The sequence below is a fragment of the Neobacillus cucumis genome, from assembly GCF_023715505.1.
Genome location: NZ_JAMBOH010000007.1, coordinates 83,176 through 100,382, shown reverse-complemented (window position 1 = coordinate 100,382; position 17,207 = coordinate 83,176). Strand labels below are relative to the sequence as shown.

Genomic DNA, 17,207 nt, shown 5'->3' with positions numbered 1-17,207 from the left:
CGGTTACAGTTAATCCTTATTTGATAACTTTAAGCAACAATTTAAACGTAGATTATACTGTCTTACTACCTAGAAAGGAATGGATAAAACATGAATCTAGAATTAAAAAATAAAACTGTACTTGTGACCGGCGGTAGTAAAGGTATTGGGAAGGCTATTACGATGGCGTTCGTGGAGGAAGGGGCAAACGTTATTATTTGTGGACGTGGTGAAGAGGCTTTGAATGAAACATCCGCTGAGATTGAAAAAATGGGTGCAAGTGTGCTTGTTGTTCAAGTGGACTTAACGAAACAAGCCGATGTGGATCATCTTATTTCTACTGCCGTTGACCGTTATAAGACCATTGATATTCTCGTTAACAATGCGGGAATCGCCAGTGGATTTGATGACTTTGAATCATTGGATATAGACCAATGGCAACATTTATTTGATGTCAATCTTTTTGGAGCTGTACGTGTGACAAAAGCTGTGATTCCCTATATGAAAAAAACAGGATTAGGCCGTATTATTAATATTTCATCTGAATCAGGTATTCAACCGGACGCGTTCATGCCTCATTATAATGCTTCTAAAGCTGCACTGATTAATTTTACAAAAAGTCTATCTAAGGCGTATGCTGCAGATGGAATCCTTGTCAATACGGTTTCGCCAGCGTTTATCATGACACCAATGCTGGAGAACTTGTTAAAAGATAACGCAGCGAAGCTGAATATAAGTTATGAGGAAGCAATTCAGAAATTCTTAAAGGAAAATCGTCCGCATGTTGAAGTTAAACGGCCAGGGACGGTCGAGGAAGTAGCTTCTGCTGTCGTTTATCTTGCATCTAATAAGGCTTCTTTTATTAATGGTGTAAACCTTCGAGTTGATGGTGGCTCCGTTGCGAGCCTCTAAGTTAACTTCCTTAGATACGGATCATCTTCATATTGAATCAATTAGGCGGATCTATTCATGGGGACTGTATAAGGAAAAGTTTTTCCTTTTGACCATATGATCAATCAGCCATAGATTTAGTGAACAATTTGTGACATTTTGTGACAATATAAATTTAGAGGTTGCATTTTAGAGTGTAATCGATTACAATAATTCATGTAAGCGATAGACAATATTTAATTCTTGTCAGGTGATAATTTTACTAGAATTAAAGAGAGATGAGTCATTTTTTTCTTAGAAACAAGCAGTTCATCTGTAAGAAAAAATGTAATGGATTACATTTCGTTTGATTAATTAGGTATCGTAAATGATACTTAAAACACTATCTTATCTGAAAGTTAGAAAAGATATTTTTGTTAATAATGTAATCGATTACTTTTTGGAGGTGAGTTTGCTTCGGATTTTCTATGATGAATTATGGCACACTAAATCCAACACATATGGAGGTAATCACATGAAATTAGGTTATCAAACAAATACTTGGGGCGGCGTAGTTGGTCATCCAGCGGGTGTTACTTCTGTTAAGGATTCTTACTACCTTGCTTACGGATCAACAGAAGAGGCATTAAAGGATATTTCCGAAGCTGGCTATGATGGCTTTGAAATCTTCGATGGCAACTTGATGGAATACAAAGATAAAAAAGATGAGTTTTTAAAATTGATGAACGAGCATTCTTTAACTTTGGTTGGTGTTTATACAGGAGGGAACTTTATTTTCCCTGATATTTTAGAAGAAGAATTAATAAAAATCGAAAGTGTAGCGGCATTCGCATCTGAAGTAGGTGCAGAGCATCTTGTGATCGGCGGCGGAGCAGTACGTGCAAACGGGATTCTTGAAAGTGATTATACAGCTCTTGGTAATGCGCTTAATAAAGTAGTAGAAATTGCTGAAAAATATAATCTTGTTGCAAGTTATCACCCTCATTTAGGAACGAATGTTCAGGCTCCTGAACAACTGGATAAATTAATGCCATTAACAAAAATTAATCTTTGCCCAGACACAGCTCATATCGAAGCAGGCGGTGGAGATCCTGTGGCTGTCATCAGAAAATATGTGGATCGTATCAAGTATGTGCATTTCAAAGATTATGCCAATGGAGATTTTTTACCATTAGGTGAAGGGCATCAAAAATTTGATGAAATGGTTAAAGCATTAGAAGAGGCAAACTATGATGGCTGGATTACGGTTGAGTTAGACAGCTACCCAGATCCAAAACAAGGGGCTAAAATCAGCCGCGGCTATTTAAATCAATTTGATAAAGTAAATCAAGCATAAACGTTTCATCCATTAGGAATATCAAACTTTTAAAAAATAAGAAGATAATAGTGGGAGGATACTAAAATGAAAAAATTAAACGTAGGTATGATCGGCGGAGGATTTATGGGTAAGGCGCATTCACTTGCATATGCAGGAATGCCAATGTTTTTCTGGCCAGCACCAGCAATTCCTCATCGCCATACAGTAGTTGACGTTAACGAAGGATTGGCTAAAGATGCGGCAGCAAGATTAGGCTTTGACAACTATGCTACCGATTGGAGAGAAGTTGTTAACAATCCAGAAATCGATGTGATTGATATCGTAACTCCAAATAATACTCACGCAGAGATTGCGATTGCAGCTGCAAAAGCTGGAAAGCATATTATCTGTGAAAAGCCATTAGCATTAGGTGCTGAACAAGCGAAAGAAATGTTAGAAGCAGTAAAAGCAGCAGGTGTAAAACACGCGGTTGCTTTTAACTACAGGAGAACACCAGCTGTTGCGCTTGCGAAAAAATATATTGAAGAAGGAAGAATTGGTAAAGTTCTAAGCTTCCGTGGAACGTACTTACAAGACTGGTCAGCTGATCCGAACTCTCCATTATCATGGCGTTTCCAAAAGAAAATCGCTGGGTCAGGTGCTCTAGGTGATATTGGTACACACGTAGTTGATTATGCTCGTTACCTTGTTGGCGAAATCACAGATGTAAATGCGATCACAAAAACATGGATTCCTGAAAGACCGATTCAAACTGGCGGCATTGACAAGTTAGGTACAGTAAAAGCCGGTGGCAACGATGTACCTAAAGCAGCTGTAGACGTGGATGATGAATTTATTACGATGGTTAAGTTTGATAATGGTGCAATCGGAACGATTGAAGCAACACGTAATGCACATGGCCGCAACAACTTCCTAACTTTTGAAATTCATGGTGAAAATGGTTCTTTATACTTTAACTATGAGCGCCGTGACGAGCTTCAAGTTTGCTTCGCAGATGATCCAAGTGATGCAAAAGGCTTCAGAACCGTTTATACAGGACCTGCTACTCCTTACGGCGAAGGATTATGGCCAATTCCGGCTCTAGGTATTGGTTACGGCGAAACAAAGATCATTGAAACATATGATTTCTTTAAAGCAATCAGTGAGGGTACTGAATTCTCACCTAACTTCAATGATGGCTACCAGATTGAATTAATTGCAGATGCAATCCTTGAATCCGCTGAAAAAGGACAATGGGTTAATCTTGAAAAAACAGCTGCGGCTGTAAAATAATGAGAAAGGCAGAAGCGCCCGTTAGTCACTGGGCGTTGGAGCTAGACAATTCTCAAACTTAACAAGAGGCTTCTCAATCGAGGAGCCTCTTTTGTAAAAGTGGCGCTTTTCGGAGTGGGAAAACAGGAAGGAATGAGTGAAAGGTTATGGAAGAAAGATGGTTAGTTGGTGTTGATATAGGCGGGACCACGATTAAAATGGCTTTTATCAGTTTGCAGGGTGACATAATTTATAGCTGGGAGATCGATACTGATATAATTAATAAGGGCAAACACATACCTGCATCGATTGCAAGATCGATTGATCAAAAGTTAGAAGAATTAAATCAAACAAAAAATCAGTTAGTCGGAATCGGAATCGGTGCGCCGGGCCCTGTGAATTCGGAGGATGGTTCCGTTGAAGTGGCGGTTAACCTAGGCTGGGAACGATTCCTTTTACAAACCATTCTTGAGAGGGAAACATCCCTTCCGGTTGTTGTGGACAATGATGCTAATATTGCTGCAATCGGTGAAATGTGGAAAGGTGCCGGCAAGAGTGCTAAAAACTTAATCTGTGTCACATTAGGCACAGGTGTAGGAGGTGGAATTATCGTCAATGGGGAGGTTGTGAATGGTGTAAATGGAGCCGGTGGTGAAATAGGTCATATAACATCCGTTCCTAAAGATGGTTCACCTTGTAATTGTGGGAAATCAGGATGTCTGGAAACGGTAGCATCCGCAACAGGAGTTGTCCGTTTGGCAATAGAGGAATTAGCTTTTACCAACGAGACTAGTATATTACGAGATTATTATGATGGACAGCCCCTGTCTGCCAAGCGTGTTTTTGACGCTGCAAACGAAGGGGATGAACTCGCCAACAGAGTCATAGGTGAGGTTGCCTACCATTTAGGATTGGCCCTTGCTAATTTAGCCAATGGCTTAAATCCTGAAAAAATCGTTATTGGAGGCGGAGTCTCAAAAGCTGGTGATACATTGCTGAAACCTCTGAAAGAGGAATTTATTCAATTCGCTTTTCCGAGAGTTGCACATGGTGTCAAGATTGTTATTGCCACACTAGGCAATAACGCAGGGGTCATTGGAGGAGCTTGGCTGGCGAAAGAGAAGCTAATTAATAAGTTAGTACTTCAATAATGTACAATAGTTTTTTTCTAATTCAAAAAAGATTAAAGGCGAAAAACTACTGTTTTTCGCCTCAGATTGTAGACAAAAGACATTTGGATGAGCCAATCCGGGTGCCTTTTTGTTGTTTTTGCTCGTAAAAGCAAAAGTTAGGCCTATCCTGATGTTAGACTAAACTACGGACAGATAAATTGGGCATAATACTAAAATTAACCAATTTATGTATATGCCGTAGGTGGGGTCGATACTAGGGACAGATGCAGATTGTGGCACATTTTCCTTTATCCACAGTCAGCCACCCCTGCTGCAAAACGGAAGTTCCTAAAGCCATTGTTGATGCAAAAGCGAGTTACAATGAATTTTTTCATAAGTATCCTCCTCGTAATCTAATTTCTATTCTAGATTACAGGGAAACTTTGCAGAAAATATGATTATTGCAATAGTTAACAAAAAGCTCACAAATTTTCTAACAGGCTTATGTGCAACCTTTAAATGATTCTGGCAATTCGGAAAGGAGTAGCAGGAAGTTACCGATGATAGTCCGAATGTAAAACTTATTTGTATTTTGACGCTTTTTCAAATCGTAATGACAACTTTTCCTTGTGTGTGCCCCTCTTCAAAATACCTAAAGGCATCCGGCACTTCGCTCAACTTATAACATCTATCAATGACTGGTTTTACCTTGCCAGCTTCAACCAGTTCCTTTATATAAATTAGATCTTGTTGGTTTGCCCTTTGTAAAAAGCTTCCTATTTTCTTACTCCCAAAAATAGAAATCAAAGGTCCAAGTGCCATGGCTTGAAACATTTGAGAGCTGGAACCTCCGACGTGAACAAAAATACCATTGGGATTTAAAACACGTTTATAATCTGAAAGCGAAAGACCACCGTTAACACCAAGAATCAAGTCATAACGCTCTCTCCTTTGAGTAAAGCTCTCCTTTGCATAATCAAGACAATGGTCTGCCCCAATTGACTCAAGAATATCTAAATTTCTCGTACTGCACACACCTGTTACCTCAGCACCGAGTGCCTTGGCGATCTGTACGGCAAACGTTCCGACGCCGCCAGAGGCACCATTAATCAGTACCTTCTGCCCGGGCTGAATTTTACCTTTATCCCGCAGACTCTGCAACGCTGTGACCCCCGCCATTGGTACCGCAGCAGCTTCCTCAAAGGACAAATTCCCTGGTTTTAGTGCTAATGCTTTTTCAGGTACAGATACATACTCGGCAAAACCAGCCCATCCACACCCGGATAAGTCGCCAAACACTTCATCTCCAGGTTGAAAATGCTTCACTTTTTTGCCAACATCTTCAACCCGCCCTGCAATATCACCACCAGGGATGGAGTATTTTGGTTTTAATAGACCAAAAGCAAAGCGGGCTAAGAACGGTTCACCTTTCAAAAGAACCAGGTTGCCATAATTTACGGATGCTGCATGAATTTTTACTAGTACTTGATTGTCCAGTGGTACAGGTTTTTCCACCTCTGTTAATTTAAGAACTTCAGGCGGTCCATATTCGTTATAAACGATAGCCCTCATAATTTCCCCTCCTAAACTCTTCAATATCTAATAATTATCGTTAAAGGTACTATAAAAGAACTCCCCATAGGAACTGCCCAGCTCTTTTTAATGAATTAGACTTTTTCATAGGCTAAAGAAGGTGGAAGGAAAGACACATCGAATTTAATAAATAATCTTATTTTAATGTGAGGTCGAGTTATGCCAATACCAAAACATATTGTTTCAGCAGCAACTATCGTACTTAATGAGAAAAAAGAAATCTTGTTAATTAAAGGTCCGCGAAGAGGGTGGGAAATGCCTGGTGGGGCAGGTTGAGGTAGGAGAATCTTTAAAGGAAGCAGCAATCAGGGAAACAAAGGAAGAAAGCGGAATAGATATCGAAGTGATAAAATTTTGTGGTATTTATCAAAACGTAAGGGAATCAATATGTAATACATTATTTTTGGGAAAACCAATCGGAGGGGAGCCAACCACTTCCTCAGAAAGTCTAGAAGTGGGTTTCTTTACAATTAATCAAGCATTGGAAATGGTAACCTGGAAAAATTTCAGACAAAGAATTGAGTATTGTTTAAACGAGAAGCATCATCCTTTTTATGTTGAATTTTGACTTCTAATGGAATGAACTTGTCTAAGAATAGCTAATAAAAGGACAATATGTACGAAATAAATCTTAGTAATAAAAGTATAGAGCCAACTAATCAGTACAATCATTAGAGAATAAACGAAAAAAGAAGGATGATAATTATGAACAATCTTACAAAATTTAAGATTTTAAGACCCACAGATGAAGTATTTGAGGCGTTTGTAGACCCGACGAAAATCGGAAATTTCTGGTTCTCGTCGAGCTCGGAAAGGTGGGAGCAAGGCAAGACTGTTACAGTTAGATACGAAGAGTACAATGCAGAATTGGAATTAGAAGTAATCGAAATCGAGACCAATAATAAAATTGTTTTCCGGTGGGGGGCAAATGGAGAAGGTCACATAGTAACGATAACATTAAAAGAGGTAGATCACTCTACTACCATCATTGAAATTCTTGAAGATGGATTCAATGAGAACGATGCTGATTTTGTAAGTCAGTTAATAGACAATAAAGAAGGCTGGGTTTTTATGTTGGGCTGTCTAAAAGGCTACCTCGAATTTGGTATCTCTAAACTAAGAGGAGGGTTAGTGAAAGATTAGCATATGGGGGAAAAATTCATGATAATAAGACCAATTGAAGTAATAGATGCAGAAAAATTTTTAGAGTTAAGTAAAAAAGTAGATGAGTCAGGCTTTATGCTATACGAACCCGGCGAGAAAAAAACAACGGTTGCACAACAAAGAACCTTAATAGAAAAAATATTATCTGAAAATAAATCAATTATTTTTGTGGCGGAATTTGAAAACAAACTTGTGGGTTTTATCGTAGCCTTAAGTGGAAATGTACTGCGAAATCAACATTCTGCATATCTCGTTTTAGGTGTTCTGGAAGATTTTCAAGGGCAGGGTATAGCAACTAAATTATTTAAGCGGATTTTCGAGTGGGCGAAAGAAAATGAAGTATCAAGATTAGAACTAACTGTTATTAAAGACAACATTAAAGCTTTCAATTTATATAGAAATATGGGTTTTGTTTTAGAAGGAGAAAAAGTTCATTCATTGAAAATCAATGGGAAATTTGTTAACGAATACTATCTATATAAATTGTTATGACTAAAGAAAAGGTCGATCGGGGTATCATCCCGGACCAACCTTGCTTTAGTTACCTTTTGATCAGGCAGTATCTCTTTTTTCTAGCGCTATTCCTTAGTCTATCCGATGCTTTAATAAATAGGATTCAATCCATTTAATCGAGTTAGTAATTAACATACCTACGATAACAATAGCAACAATCCCTACAAAGACGCGATCAATGTTAAAGTTAGCGGAAGATTGAGCAACAAAATAACCAATACCACCAGTTGAAACAAACATTTCAGCAGCAATAACCCCGATTAACGATTGTCCTATTCCTACACGTAAGCCAGAAACAATTTGAGGCAGCGCTCCTGGTAAAGCGACTGTAACAAATGTTTGAATAGGTGAAGCGCCAAACGCTTTAGCCACTCTTGTAAGATTGGGATCAAGGTTTTGCACACCTGACATCGTATTGAGAATAATAGGGAAAACACCTGCAGGAAATACGACTAACACCTTACTTGTAAAGCCAACGCCAACCCATAATGTAATTAAAGGCAGTAGTACGATACGCGGCGTCCCCAGCATCGCTGTTAAAAATGGATCAAAGGCTTTTCCTGCGGTTTTATACCAGCCCGTAACCAATCCGATCGAAACCCCGATAGTTGCTGCTAAAACGAACCCTACAATGAAATTCCGAAGCGTAAAGACTAGGTTTTCAAGCAGGATCCCGTTTACGATCAGTTGGTAGCCAACTTTTAAGATTTGTATAGGTGAACTTAAAAAGATCGGGTTAATGATGCCTAATCTGTAAATTACCTCCCACAGAATAAGCACTGTCACAAATGAGATGGCACCGATATTTCTAAACAGAAATGTATTATAAAATGAGGTCTTCTTTTTCGTTTTTTCTGCATGTAAAGACGTAATAGGGTTATTTAATGTGGTGGCTATTTCCTCTTTATTACTCTTTAAATTTTCCATATAAAAAGTCCTCCATTATACGACATTTTTCTGCTTTTCCGTTACAATTAAATCCCAAATATACTTTTCGTATTCAATAAAATCCTGGCTCCGTTTAATTTCTAATGGGCGAGGCCGAGGCAGCTCAATCTTAACTTTCTGTAATACTCTTCCGGGACGGGCTGTCATGACAATCACATAATCAGAAAGGTAGACTGCTTCTGCAATGTCATGTGTGACAAACAGGATCGTTTGTTTCGTCGCTTTCCAAATCCGCAACAATTCCAGCTGCATAAATTCTCTTGTTTGTGCATCTAGGGCACCAAAAGGTTCATCTAATAACATAAGGCTTGGTTCAATCGCTAATGCCCGGGCTACATTGACACGCTGCTGCATACCGCCGGATAATTGGTTTGGATAGTGATCGCCGAATGACTCTAATCCAACTAATTTTAATAATTCTTGGCCCCTTTCGTAACGCTCCTTTTTAGGAACACCCGCTACCTCTAAACCATAGATAATATTATCGAGTGCAGTACGCCATGGAAAAAGAGACGCATGCTGGAATACAACACCGCGATCTCGTCCGGCCCCTTTAATTTCTTTTCCGTCTAAAAATAATTTTCCATCACTGATATCCTGAAATCCTGCCACAGCGCCTAGAACGGTTGATTTACCGCAGCCGCTGGGCCCAACAATACATACAAATTCGCCTTCCTCAACAACGAGGTTAAAGTCTTCAACCGCAGCCACTTCGCCGCCATTCTTTAATGGATAGGTTATATACACATTTTCTGAGTGAAGTTTGCTTGTAGTATACATAAGGCCTCGCTCCTTCCTATACGTTGCTTATTTCTTGAACACCTCATCGATAAAGCCGGACTCATCAAGCTTTTTGATAATGGAGTTGTCGACAAGGTCAGCAGGTTTCATGGCTTTTACTTCAGGATTAAGTGAATGATCAAGATAGAACTGCACGGTTTTATCTGTGCTATATGGTCTCTCTGGGATTGTACCTAAATTTGCTTCGTATGTTTTCTTAACTAATTCAGGGTCGTCCATTCCTGTCCATTTCGAAATGATTTTGAGTGTTTCTTCTTTATTGTTTTTAATGTAAGCATTGGCTTCAATTAACGATCCAGCTAGTACTTCGGCTACCTTTTGATTTTGATTGTAATAGTCCTTTTTCATAACAAGACCAGGGATTAGCACGTCTTGTTTAGAAAAGTCATAAATTTTTGAATAGCCCATTTCATCCATTTTGAATGAGGTAGGAGGCGCAACTAAATAAAAGTCTGCATCTCCTTTAATAAATGCGGCAGTTCGGTCGCCTTCTCCACCCATATATAAAAACTTCACGTCTTTCTTTGGATCAAGACCTAAATCTTTTATGTAAGATTGAGCCAGGTAATCATATAAAGAGCCTTCGAGCCCTGCAATAATGGTTTTTCCTTTGATTGCTTTTTTTATATTCGACGTATCGATGTCTTTAGACGCATAGATAAAAACTTTGATCTTATTCGCTAATGCTGTAAATGTAACGGATTCAATCCCAGCAGCCTTCGCATTGCCTGCCGCCTCAATTCCGGAAATTCCCACGTCAATACCGCCGCCATTTAACGTTTCCTGTACTCTTGGCGAACCGGCTATATAAATTAATTCAGCGTTCACACCATATTTTTTGAAGATCCCCGTGTCTTTTGCTACCCATAATGGTAATTGCGAAACGCCTTGCGTCGGGTAGCCAATTTTAATATTTATTGGTTTGCTTAATGGTGCAAGACTTGTCTCTTTCACACCTTTTTCCACATTTCCATTTTCCTTGTTGGTTGTTTCTTTTGAATTACAAGCTGCTAAAACTAGTACCCCAACCATGGCTAACAATAAAGTAAGTACAAATTTTTTCATCTTCATCCCCCTTAAATGTGACGATATGTCTTGTAAACCCTTTCTTTTTGCTTTATAATACTTCGTCCTCTCCACACGTTAAAACTAAACAGCGAAAATGAACATAAAAGATTATTCGAAGTCAGGAGAGTAACTACAAAGTACCATAGGTTGAAAATTTTGAAAAATACAAAAAAGATTACTTATTTATATCAAAAACATATAAATCATGATATTATCTAGCATAAAGTGGAATAAATTTAGGTGAGGGTGCACTTATTGATGGATATAAGACGCATGAAATATTTTGTATCGATTGTAGAGGAAGGCCAAATTTCGCTCGCAGCTAAAAGGCTAAATATCGCACAACCGCCCTTAAGTCAGCAGCTGAAATTATTTGAGGAAGAATTAAACACCAAGTTATTTGAACGACATACTAGGAAGCTCATCCTGACCGATGAAGGAAAATTTTTATATGAAAGATCATTAGAAATTTTAGAAATGATTGAGAAAACCAAGCAGGAATTGAATGAGATCTCAAGTGGCATTTCGGGTACGTTGAGCATAGGGATGATTCCATCCTTAGGAGCTGAATTAATACCTGAAAAAGTAAAGGATTTTCATAAAAAGTATCCTAATGTGAGATTCAAAGTTTGGGAGGGAGACTCAAATCGAATAATGGAGCTAACTGAAAAAAGAATCATTGAGTTAGGCATTGTTCGACTCCCAGTAGATAAGGATGTATTTGATTCCATTAATCTCTCAAGTGAGCCAATCGTTGCAGCAATGAGTGAAAATATGGGGTTTGAAAATGACTCAGCCTCTATAAACTTAGCAGAACTTAAGGACAAACCATTAATGTTTTTAAGAAGCTATAAGAAGACATCTGATTATCGTACATCAGTTGATGCTGTTGATATGGTAAAAAGCGCTTGCACTGAACTTGGCTTTGAGCCGACTATTCTATGTGAGAGTAGTAATCTAGTACCATTATTAAATTGGGCAAATTGTAATATAGGTATCGGGATTGTACCTAAATCCGCCGAAAAAATCATGCCTAATTCTAAATTAATATTCAAAAAAATTATTAATCCAGAGGTTATGGCAAGACCATCAGCACTTATTTGGCTAAAAAAACGCCATCTTACATCTGCAGCAATTAAGTTTATGGAGTATTTTGGATAAATTTTATGTTATGAGTATGTACAACTAACAAAAACTCCTGCAGTTCATTTCAAATATTAGTAAACAGAAAATCAACTACTGCAATCAATATTAATAATGTTCAGAAAATATTTTTTATTAGCAATATTGACAAATAGGTGAATTCTATTATATAAATAGAGAACTGGGGTACCCAAAGTGATAATTTTTTACCCACTTTTAATTGAGGTGAAGAAATGCATAAATACTTGGTATTGATTGAAAGAGTGCCTTCTTTAGAAGAGATTGTAATATTATCAAACAGGATCCTATGAATTAGATAAATGAATACGTTTACACGGCAAAAGAATGGAATGCTAGATAACTTACTAAGTTGTCCATCTTGCAAATTTCTGTGTATGTAAAAACAGCATTTCTAACTGCGTATGCTTTGGTTAAAAAGTATGTAGGGAGATGAATCATGAGCAGTAATGAAGAAGTATTAGTCATTGGTGGCGGGATTGGAGGATTAGCTGCAGCGCTGGCAGCTGCTGAAGCAGGCAACAAAACGATGGTCCTGGAACAAGCACCCCAATTTGGGGAAATTGGAGCAGGTATACAAATGGGACCAAACGCAATGGCCGTTTTGGACCGATTTGGGCTTGCTGAGGAAATATCTAAATATGCCGTTTTTCCGAAACGTTTGGTTTTAAAGGATGTATATACGGCAAAGGAATTATCATTTTTAGATTTAGGGGATGAATTTAAAGAGAAATATGGCTTTCCTTATATTGTCATGCATCGTTCTGATTTGCACCGGGTATTGTTCGAAGGATGTGAAAAGAACCCACTTATCAGTTTGGTCAATGGTCAATCCATTGAAACAGTGGAAGAAAACGAAGCAGGTGTGATAGTTACAAATAGGAATGGAGAAAAATTCATCGGAAAAGCTGTAATCGGGGCCGATGGACTTTGGTCAAAAACCCGTAAGTATTTTTCGGATGATCAGCCAATCTGTTCTCATTATGTCGCATACCGCGGGACTATCCCTATTTCGGAAATTAGCTCGGATGCTAATATGGACGACGTTATTATGTGGATTGGTCCAAACCTTCATGTCGTTCAATATCCTGTACGCAGGGGAGAATTGTATAACCAGGTTGTTGTATTCAAAAGCAACAATTATAAGGAAGGTTCCGATGACTGGGGAACGCCTGCTGAAATGGACAATGTATTTAAAGGGTGTCACCCGTTGGTCGAGACAGCATTAAACTTCATCCAGCGACAAATTCGTTGGCCGATGTATGATCGTTTGCCAATCGACAACTGGACAAAAGGGAAATTCACTCTTCTTGGGGATGCTGCACATCCAATGCTTCAATACTTGGCACAAGGGGGATGCCAAGCATTAGAAGATGCTTCATGCTTAGCGGATATGTTCAAGCTTCATGGGGAGAACTTTGAGCAAGCATTCTTAGCTTATCAAGAAGAACGAATTCCACGGACAGCAAAGGTACAAAAGAGTGCACGTACTTGGGGAGAAATTATCCACGCAGTAGACTCAGTTTCCATTTTGCTGAGAAATACGCTTTTGGAAAGCAGGGAAGCACAAGAATTCGAGATGATTGACTGGTTATATGGCTACAATAATGGTCCAGGAAAAAATGATCGTTAAGTTATATAAAAAGGAGAAGGCACCATTCTCTATTAGAGATAGTACCTTTCAGCAGGTAGTTCAAGTTATACGATAATATAGATGTTTGAGTATATGAAATTAGTAAACAGAATTTTTATTTTATTTAGAAAAGTAAAACTAATATTTGACTTTGGTATATCAATATTATAATATTCTCTTAGGGGAAAGCGATTACATTATTGTTTTAGTAGAGGAATGCGAAAGGGAACATGTTTTGTATACTGTGAGACACAAATATGCTTGTTTGAAACCAACCGGTCTGTTTATATCCGCTACGTTTATTATGAATCAACCTGTTTTATTTCACATTAATAAACCAACCGGTCTGTTTAAAAAATCGCTTTTCAACTAACCCTGACCTTTGACACCTCTAAGGTGAGGAACTATTAAATGATAGGAGGTTTTACAATGCTAGATAATTTACAAGAAAAAAATTCAGGCGTTGTTCGTACTGTACTTGGACTAGTGCCTGCTCAAGAATTAGGTGTTGTTCTTATCCATGAATCGCTGCTTTCTGTGGTACCTGGTGCAGAATATGCTCCTGAAATAGAAATGGACAGAAGTAAGATATTTGAGGAATTAAAGCGTAAGCTTATTGAGTTTCGTAGGGTTGGAGGAAAAACAATAGTCGACCGAACAGGCATGTTCCACGGCCGTGATGTAAAACTTTACGAAACACTATCTAAAACAACAGGCGTACATATCGTAGCATCAACTGGCTTAGGGCCTGAGCCAATGTTAAGCGGTTACTTTGTAACACCGCAAAAAAACCCTCCTACACCTTGGTCAGCAGAAATGTTTGCTGATTTATTTATAAAAGAGGTAACAGAAGGTATCGTTGTACCACGTATTGAACGTTCAGGTCTAGCAGGATTAGTAACATCAATGGCAAGTCAAAGTGGTATTTCAGAAAAAGAAACTAATCTTTTCCGTGGTTCTGCACAAGCAGCTCTCGCAACAGGAGTGCCTGTATCTGTACAATATGGCGCGGATGCTGTTAATGATCTAGAAATTTTATTAGGTGAAGGAATTGAACCAAACCGTGTTATCATCGGTGGGCTTGACCGATTAGATGCTGTCCGCCGCAAAGAAGCATTCGCTGTTGCACGGTGCGGTGCCATGGTGGCGTTAGACCATGTTGGCTGGACAACAAGCGAAGGCTACGTGAACGATGAAGAACGTGTTCAATTAATTGTTGAACTGTTTAAAGAAGGTCTTGGTGATCAGGTACTGATTTCAACGAATGCAGTTGGTGTTGCAAAAGGTCATGCAGCAAAAGATCTCAGCTATGATTACTTATTGACAAGATTTGTTCCAATGTTAAAGAAAGCAGGTGTGACGGACGAACAAGTTCGCACTTTATTACAAGACAATCCACAACGCGTACTTACTGCAAAATCTTTAGAAGCTGCAGAAAAAGAATCTGTTGTGGCAGCAGAACAAAAGTAAAAGTGAGGAGTGAATAAAAGATGGGTAAGGTTAATACGGTTCTAGGCCCAATCGCGACAGAAGATTTGGGGATCACAGCAATGCACGAACATATTGGGTTTGGTCTGCCAGGGTGTTATTTAGACACTGAATGGTGGAAAAAACCTGAAGAAGCGTTTGACGTTACAATCCAAAAGTTACGTCGCTTCCGTGAACATGGTGGTAAAACATTTGTAGACTGTACGGGGATTGGAAACGGACGCGATGTTGAATATTTCCAGGTACTCTCACGTAGAACGGGTGTAAATATTGTTGCTGTTACAGGATTTGTAGCAGGAGATTCAGCGCTGCCGTATTTCCGTAACCAATCAGTCGAGTATCTTACGGATTTGTTCATCCATGAAATTACGGTTGGTATTGATGGTACGGGCGCAAAAGCAGGGGCTATTAAGGTAGGTGTTAGCCGTGGTGGGAAATTGAGTGAACTTGATAAGCGCATATATCGTGCAGCTGCACGAGCGGCGTTAAAGACAGGGGCACCAATAATAACCCATTTATGCGTAGATGCCGAAACGGCTATCGCCATCTTCGATGAGGAAGGCTTATCACTTGATCGAGTACTTATGGGTCATGCTGATGATGGAGGATATCTCGATGAAGAACGTGATAATTTGATTGCAAATCTAGGTGGATGGGTTGGCTTCGATACAATCGGCTATGACAGTGAGATGGAAGGTGCCCCGTATTGGTCCCGTCCCCGCCAAGAACGGGTTGAACATTTCCTCCGTTTCCTTGATAAAGGTTATGTTGACCGTGCCCTTATTTCAGCTGATGCAAATTGCTGTGCTCTTGGCTGGCCGGGATTAAAAGGACACTCTGTCAACTACTTGTTTGAAGAATTCTTGCCTGATCTGCGTAAAGCGGGTGTGGGTGAAGAAGTATTTGAACAACTTTTAGTTCACAATCCTGCGAAAATCTTAACAATGCAAGAGCCTCGTTCAATCATAAAAACAGAAGCATTACTAGAAACGAAATAGAAGCGGCTTGTCGGTTGCTTCTGTTTCTAGAGGCTGCTGACACACTTCTGATTTTGCTTGTTGCTTTCGAATAAAGTGATGTGATGTGACTGGGAAAATTGGTTGAATAACAGGAGGTAAATGCAATGAGTATTAAAGGAATGGCCTATATTGCAGGGGCGTTCGAGCATCCAACGCGTAAGGCCCCAGATCAATCCGTGGCTGCTTTACATGCTGAATGTGCGAAAGGTGCATTAGAAGATGCAGGACTAACATTTGCAGGTGTAGACGGATATTTTTGTGCCGGTGACGCTCCGGGTGGTGTGCTGTCTATGGTTGATTATTTAGGCCTTAATGTACGTCATGTAGATGGTACAGACACTGGCGGCTCGTCGTACATTGCCCATGTTTCACATGCTGCACAGGCAATCGCAGCTGGCAAATGCAATGTCGCGCTAATTACAATGGCAGGTCGTCCACGGTCAGAAGGCAGAAGTGGTGTTAAGCAAAAGCTGGTTGGTGCAAATGTTCCAGACACACCGTTTGAACTTCCTTTTGGACCCACTGCTGTAAATGAATATGCGATGGCAACGATGCGCCATATGTTTGAATATGGCACTACTAGTGAGCAATTAGCCTGGGTTAAAGTCGCAGCTTCGCATCATGCCCAATACAATCCAAACGCAATGCTTCGAGATGTAGTAACAGTCGAAGACGTACTTGCGTCACCTATGATTGCTGATCCATTGCATAGACTGGACTGCTGTGTAGTGAGCGACGGTGGTGGTGCCCTAGTTATCGTAAGACCTGAGATTGCTAGAAGTCTAAAACGTCCACTTGTCCGAGTGATGGGCTGCGGAGAAGCACCTAAAGGATTACTAGGCGGAAAAACCGACCTTACGTATTCAGGAGCTGTTTGGTCAGGACCTAAAGCCTTTGAGGAGGCAGGAGTTACCCCTCAAGATATAAAATATGCGTCTGTTTATGATAGCTTTACCATTACAGTGTTAATGCAGCTTGAGGACTTAGGTTTTTGTAAAAAAGGCGAGGGTGGAAAGTTCGTTGCTGATGGAAATCTGATTTCAGGTGTTGGTAAGCTTCCAATCAATACAGACGGCGGCGGGTTAAACAACAATCATCCTGCTAGCCGAGGCGGAATCGTGAAAGTGATAGAGGCTGTCCGCCAGCTGCGCGGTGAGGCATACCCGCAAGTACAAGTGAGAAATTGTGATATTGCGTTAGCTCATGGTACGGGCGGCGGGCTTGCAAGCCGTCATGGCAGTGCAACACTTATCATGGAGAGGGTGTAA

15 protein-coding genes and 1 pseudogene are annotated in these 17,207 nt (G+C 39.6%); 12 read left to right on the top strand and 4 right to left on the bottom strand.

The annotated features are described in order from the left end of the window. Nucleotides 1-90 precede the first annotated feature (90 nt). The 4 genes from M3226_RS12510 (at nucleotide 91) to M3226_RS12495 (ending at nucleotide 4,590) form a co-directional block, all read left to right on the top strand. Nucleotides 91-891: an SDR family NAD(P)-dependent oxidoreductase gene (locus M3226_RS12510; RefSeq protein ID WP_251565811.1), complete on the top strand. Its 801-nt coding sequence runs from the start codon at nucleotides 91-93 to the stop codon at nucleotides 889-891. 493 nt (nucleotides 892-1,384) lie between these two features. Further along, nucleotides 1,385-2,206: a sugar phosphate isomerase/epimerase family protein gene (locus M3226_RS12505; protein WP_251565809.1), complete on the top strand. Its 822-nt coding sequence runs from the start codon at nucleotides 1,385-1,387 to the stop codon at nucleotides 2,204-2,206. 66 nt (nucleotides 2,207-2,272) lie between these two features. Continuing rightward, entirely contained in the window at nucleotides 2,273-3,460 is a 1,188-nt protein-coding gene (locus M3226_RS12500) for a Gfo/Idh/MocA family protein (protein ID WP_251565807.1), read from the top strand. Between the two features lie 146 nt (nucleotides 3,461-3,606). Continuing rightward, a complete protein-coding gene (locus M3226_RS12495; protein WP_251565805.1) occupies nucleotides 3,607-4,590 on the top strand; it encodes an ROK family glucokinase in 984 nt (327 codons plus the stop codon). A 564-nt stretch (nucleotides 4,591-5,154) separates the two neighbouring features. On the opposite strand, the gene M3226_RS12490 is transcribed toward M3226_RS12495, so the two are convergent. After that, the gene (locus tag M3226_RS12490) at nucleotides 5,155-6,123 is read right to left on the bottom strand and encodes an NAD(P)-dependent alcohol dehydrogenase (protein ID WP_251565803.1); all 969 of its coding nucleotides are present in this window, start codon (nucleotides 6,121-6,123) and stop codon (nucleotides 5,155-5,157) included. A 180-nt stretch (nucleotides 6,124-6,303) separates the two neighbouring features. On the opposite strand from M3226_RS12490, the pseudogene M3226_RS12485 reads away from it, so the two are divergent. The 3 genes and pseudogenes from M3226_RS12485 to M3226_RS12475 all read left to right on the top strand — a co-directional run bounded on the left by M3226_RS12485 (nucleotide 6,304) and on the right by M3226_RS12475 (nucleotide 7,800). Continuing rightward, a pseudogene (locus M3226_RS12485) lies at nucleotides 6,304-6,712 on the top strand (NUDIX hydrolase). Nucleotides 6,713-6,849: 137 nt separating this feature from the next. After that, nucleotides 6,850-7,287 carry an SRPBCC domain-containing protein gene (locus M3226_RS12480; protein WP_251565802.1) on the top strand — a complete coding sequence of 146 codons (438 nt, stop codon included), beginning with the start codon at nucleotides 6,850-6,852 and terminating at the stop codon, nucleotides 7,285-7,287. A gap of 18 nt (nucleotides 7,288-7,305) precedes the next feature. Beyond that, complete coding sequence (locus tag M3226_RS12475) at nucleotides 7,306-7,800, top strand: GNAT family N-acetyltransferase (protein ID WP_251565800.1); 495 nt, start codon at nucleotides 7,306-7,308, stop codon at nucleotides 7,798-7,800. A 93-nt stretch (nucleotides 7,801-7,893) separates the two neighbouring features. Here M3226_RS12475 and M3226_RS12470 read toward each other — a convergent pair whose 3' ends face one another. The 3 genes from M3226_RS12470 to M3226_RS12460 are packed head-to-tail and all read right to left on the bottom strand — an operon-like array spanning nucleotide 7,894 to nucleotide 10,635. Continuing rightward, nucleotides 7,894-8,748 carry an ABC transporter permease gene (locus tag M3226_RS12470; protein ID WP_251565798.1) on the bottom strand — a complete coding sequence of 285 codons (855 nt, stop codon included), beginning with the start codon at nucleotides 8,746-8,748 and terminating at the stop codon, nucleotides 7,894-7,896. A 15-nt stretch (nucleotides 8,749-8,763) separates the two neighbouring features. Further along, on the bottom strand, nucleotides 8,764-9,549 hold the full coding sequence (locus M3226_RS12465) for an ABC transporter ATP-binding protein (RefSeq protein WP_251565796.1): 786 nt from the start codon (nucleotides 9,547-9,549) through the stop codon (nucleotides 8,764-8,766). A 27-nt stretch (nucleotides 9,550-9,576) separates the two neighbouring features. Further along, nucleotides 9,577-10,635, bottom strand: a complete 1,059-nt coding sequence (locus tag M3226_RS12460) for an ABC transporter substrate-binding protein (RefSeq protein WP_251565794.1) — start codon at nucleotides 10,633-10,635, stop codon at nucleotides 9,577-9,579. Between the two features lie 261 nt (nucleotides 10,636-10,896). Between M3226_RS12460 and M3226_RS12455 the strand changes: the two genes are divergently transcribed. From M3226_RS12455 to M3226_RS12435, 5 genes are all read left to right on the top strand, one after another. After that, nucleotides 10,897-11,799, top strand: a complete 903-nt coding sequence (locus tag M3226_RS12455; protein WP_251565793.1) for a LysR family transcriptional regulator — start codon at nucleotides 10,897-10,899, stop codon at nucleotides 11,797-11,799. Nucleotides 11,800-12,238: 439 nt separating this feature from the next. Continuing rightward, nucleotides 12,239-13,432: an FAD-dependent monooxygenase gene (locus M3226_RS12450; protein WP_251565791.1), complete on the top strand. Its 1,194-nt coding sequence runs from the start codon at nucleotides 12,239-12,241 to the stop codon at nucleotides 13,430-13,432. Between the two features lie 429 nt (nucleotides 13,433-13,861). Beyond that, entirely contained in the window at nucleotides 13,862-14,902 is a 1,041-nt protein-coding gene (locus tag M3226_RS12445; protein WP_251565788.1) for a phosphotriesterase, read from the top strand. 20 nt (nucleotides 14,903-14,922) lie between these two features. After that, a complete protein-coding gene (locus M3226_RS12440; protein ID WP_251565787.1) occupies nucleotides 14,923-15,918 on the top strand; it encodes a phosphotriesterase family protein in 996 nt (331 codons plus the stop codon). A 125-nt stretch (nucleotides 15,919-16,043) separates the two neighbouring features. Further along, nucleotides 16,044-17,207, top strand: a complete 1,164-nt coding sequence (locus tag M3226_RS12435; RefSeq protein ID WP_251565786.1) for a thiolase domain-containing protein — start codon at nucleotides 16,044-16,046, stop codon at nucleotides 17,205-17,207.

Bases quoted from the DNA above. Each gene is read 5' to 3' on its own strand.
- M3226_RS12510 (WP_251565811.1), top strand. From the start codon at position 91: ATGAATCTAGAATTAAAAAATAAAACTGTACTTGTGACCGGCGGTAGT.
- M3226_RS12505 (WP_251565809.1), top strand. From the start codon at position 1,385: ATGAAATTAGGTTATCAAACAAATACTTGGGGCGGCGTAGTTGGTCAT.
- M3226_RS12500 (WP_251565807.1), top strand. From the start codon at position 2,273: ATGAAAAAATTAAACGTAGGTATGATCGGCGGAGGATTTATGGGTAAG.
- M3226_RS12495 (WP_251565805.1), top strand. From the start codon at position 3,607: ATGGAAGAAAGATGGTTAGTTGGTGTTGATATAGGCGGGACCACGATT.
- M3226_RS12490 (WP_251565803.1), bottom strand. From the start codon at position 6,123: ATGAGGGCTATCGTTTATAACGAATATGGACCGCCTGAAGTTCTTAAA.
- M3226_RS12480 (WP_251565802.1), top strand. From the start codon at position 6,850: ATGAACAATCTTACAAAATTTAAGATTTTAAGACCCACAGATGAAGTA.
- M3226_RS12475 (WP_251565800.1), top strand. From the start codon at position 7,306: ATGATAATAAGACCAATTGAAGTAATAGATGCAGAAAAATTTTTAGAG.
- M3226_RS12470 (WP_251565798.1), bottom strand. From the start codon at position 8,748: ATGGAAAATTTAAAGAGTAATAAAGAGGAAATAGCCACCACATTAAAT.
- M3226_RS12465 (WP_251565796.1), bottom strand. From the start codon at position 9,549: ATGTATACTACAAGCAAACTTCACTCAGAAAATGTGTATATAACCTAT.
- M3226_RS12460 (WP_251565794.1), bottom strand. From the start codon at position 10,635: ATGAAAAAATTTGTACTTACTTTATTGTTAGCCATGGTTGGGGTACTA.
- M3226_RS12455 (WP_251565793.1), top strand. From the start codon at position 10,897: ATGGATATAAGACGCATGAAATATTTTGTATCGATTGTAGAGGAAGGC.
- M3226_RS12450 (WP_251565791.1), top strand. From the start codon at position 12,239: ATGAGCAGTAATGAAGAAGTATTAGTCATTGGTGGCGGGATTGGAGGA.
- M3226_RS12445 (WP_251565788.1), top strand. From the start codon at position 13,862: ATGCTAGATAATTTACAAGAAAAAAATTCAGGCGTTGTTCGTACTGTA.
- M3226_RS12440 (WP_251565787.1), top strand. From the start codon at position 14,923: ATGGGTAAGGTTAATACGGTTCTAGGCCCAATCGCGACAGAAGATTTG.
- M3226_RS12435 (WP_251565786.1), top strand. From the start codon at position 16,044: ATGAGTATTAAAGGAATGGCCTATATTGCAGGGGCGTTCGAGCATCCA.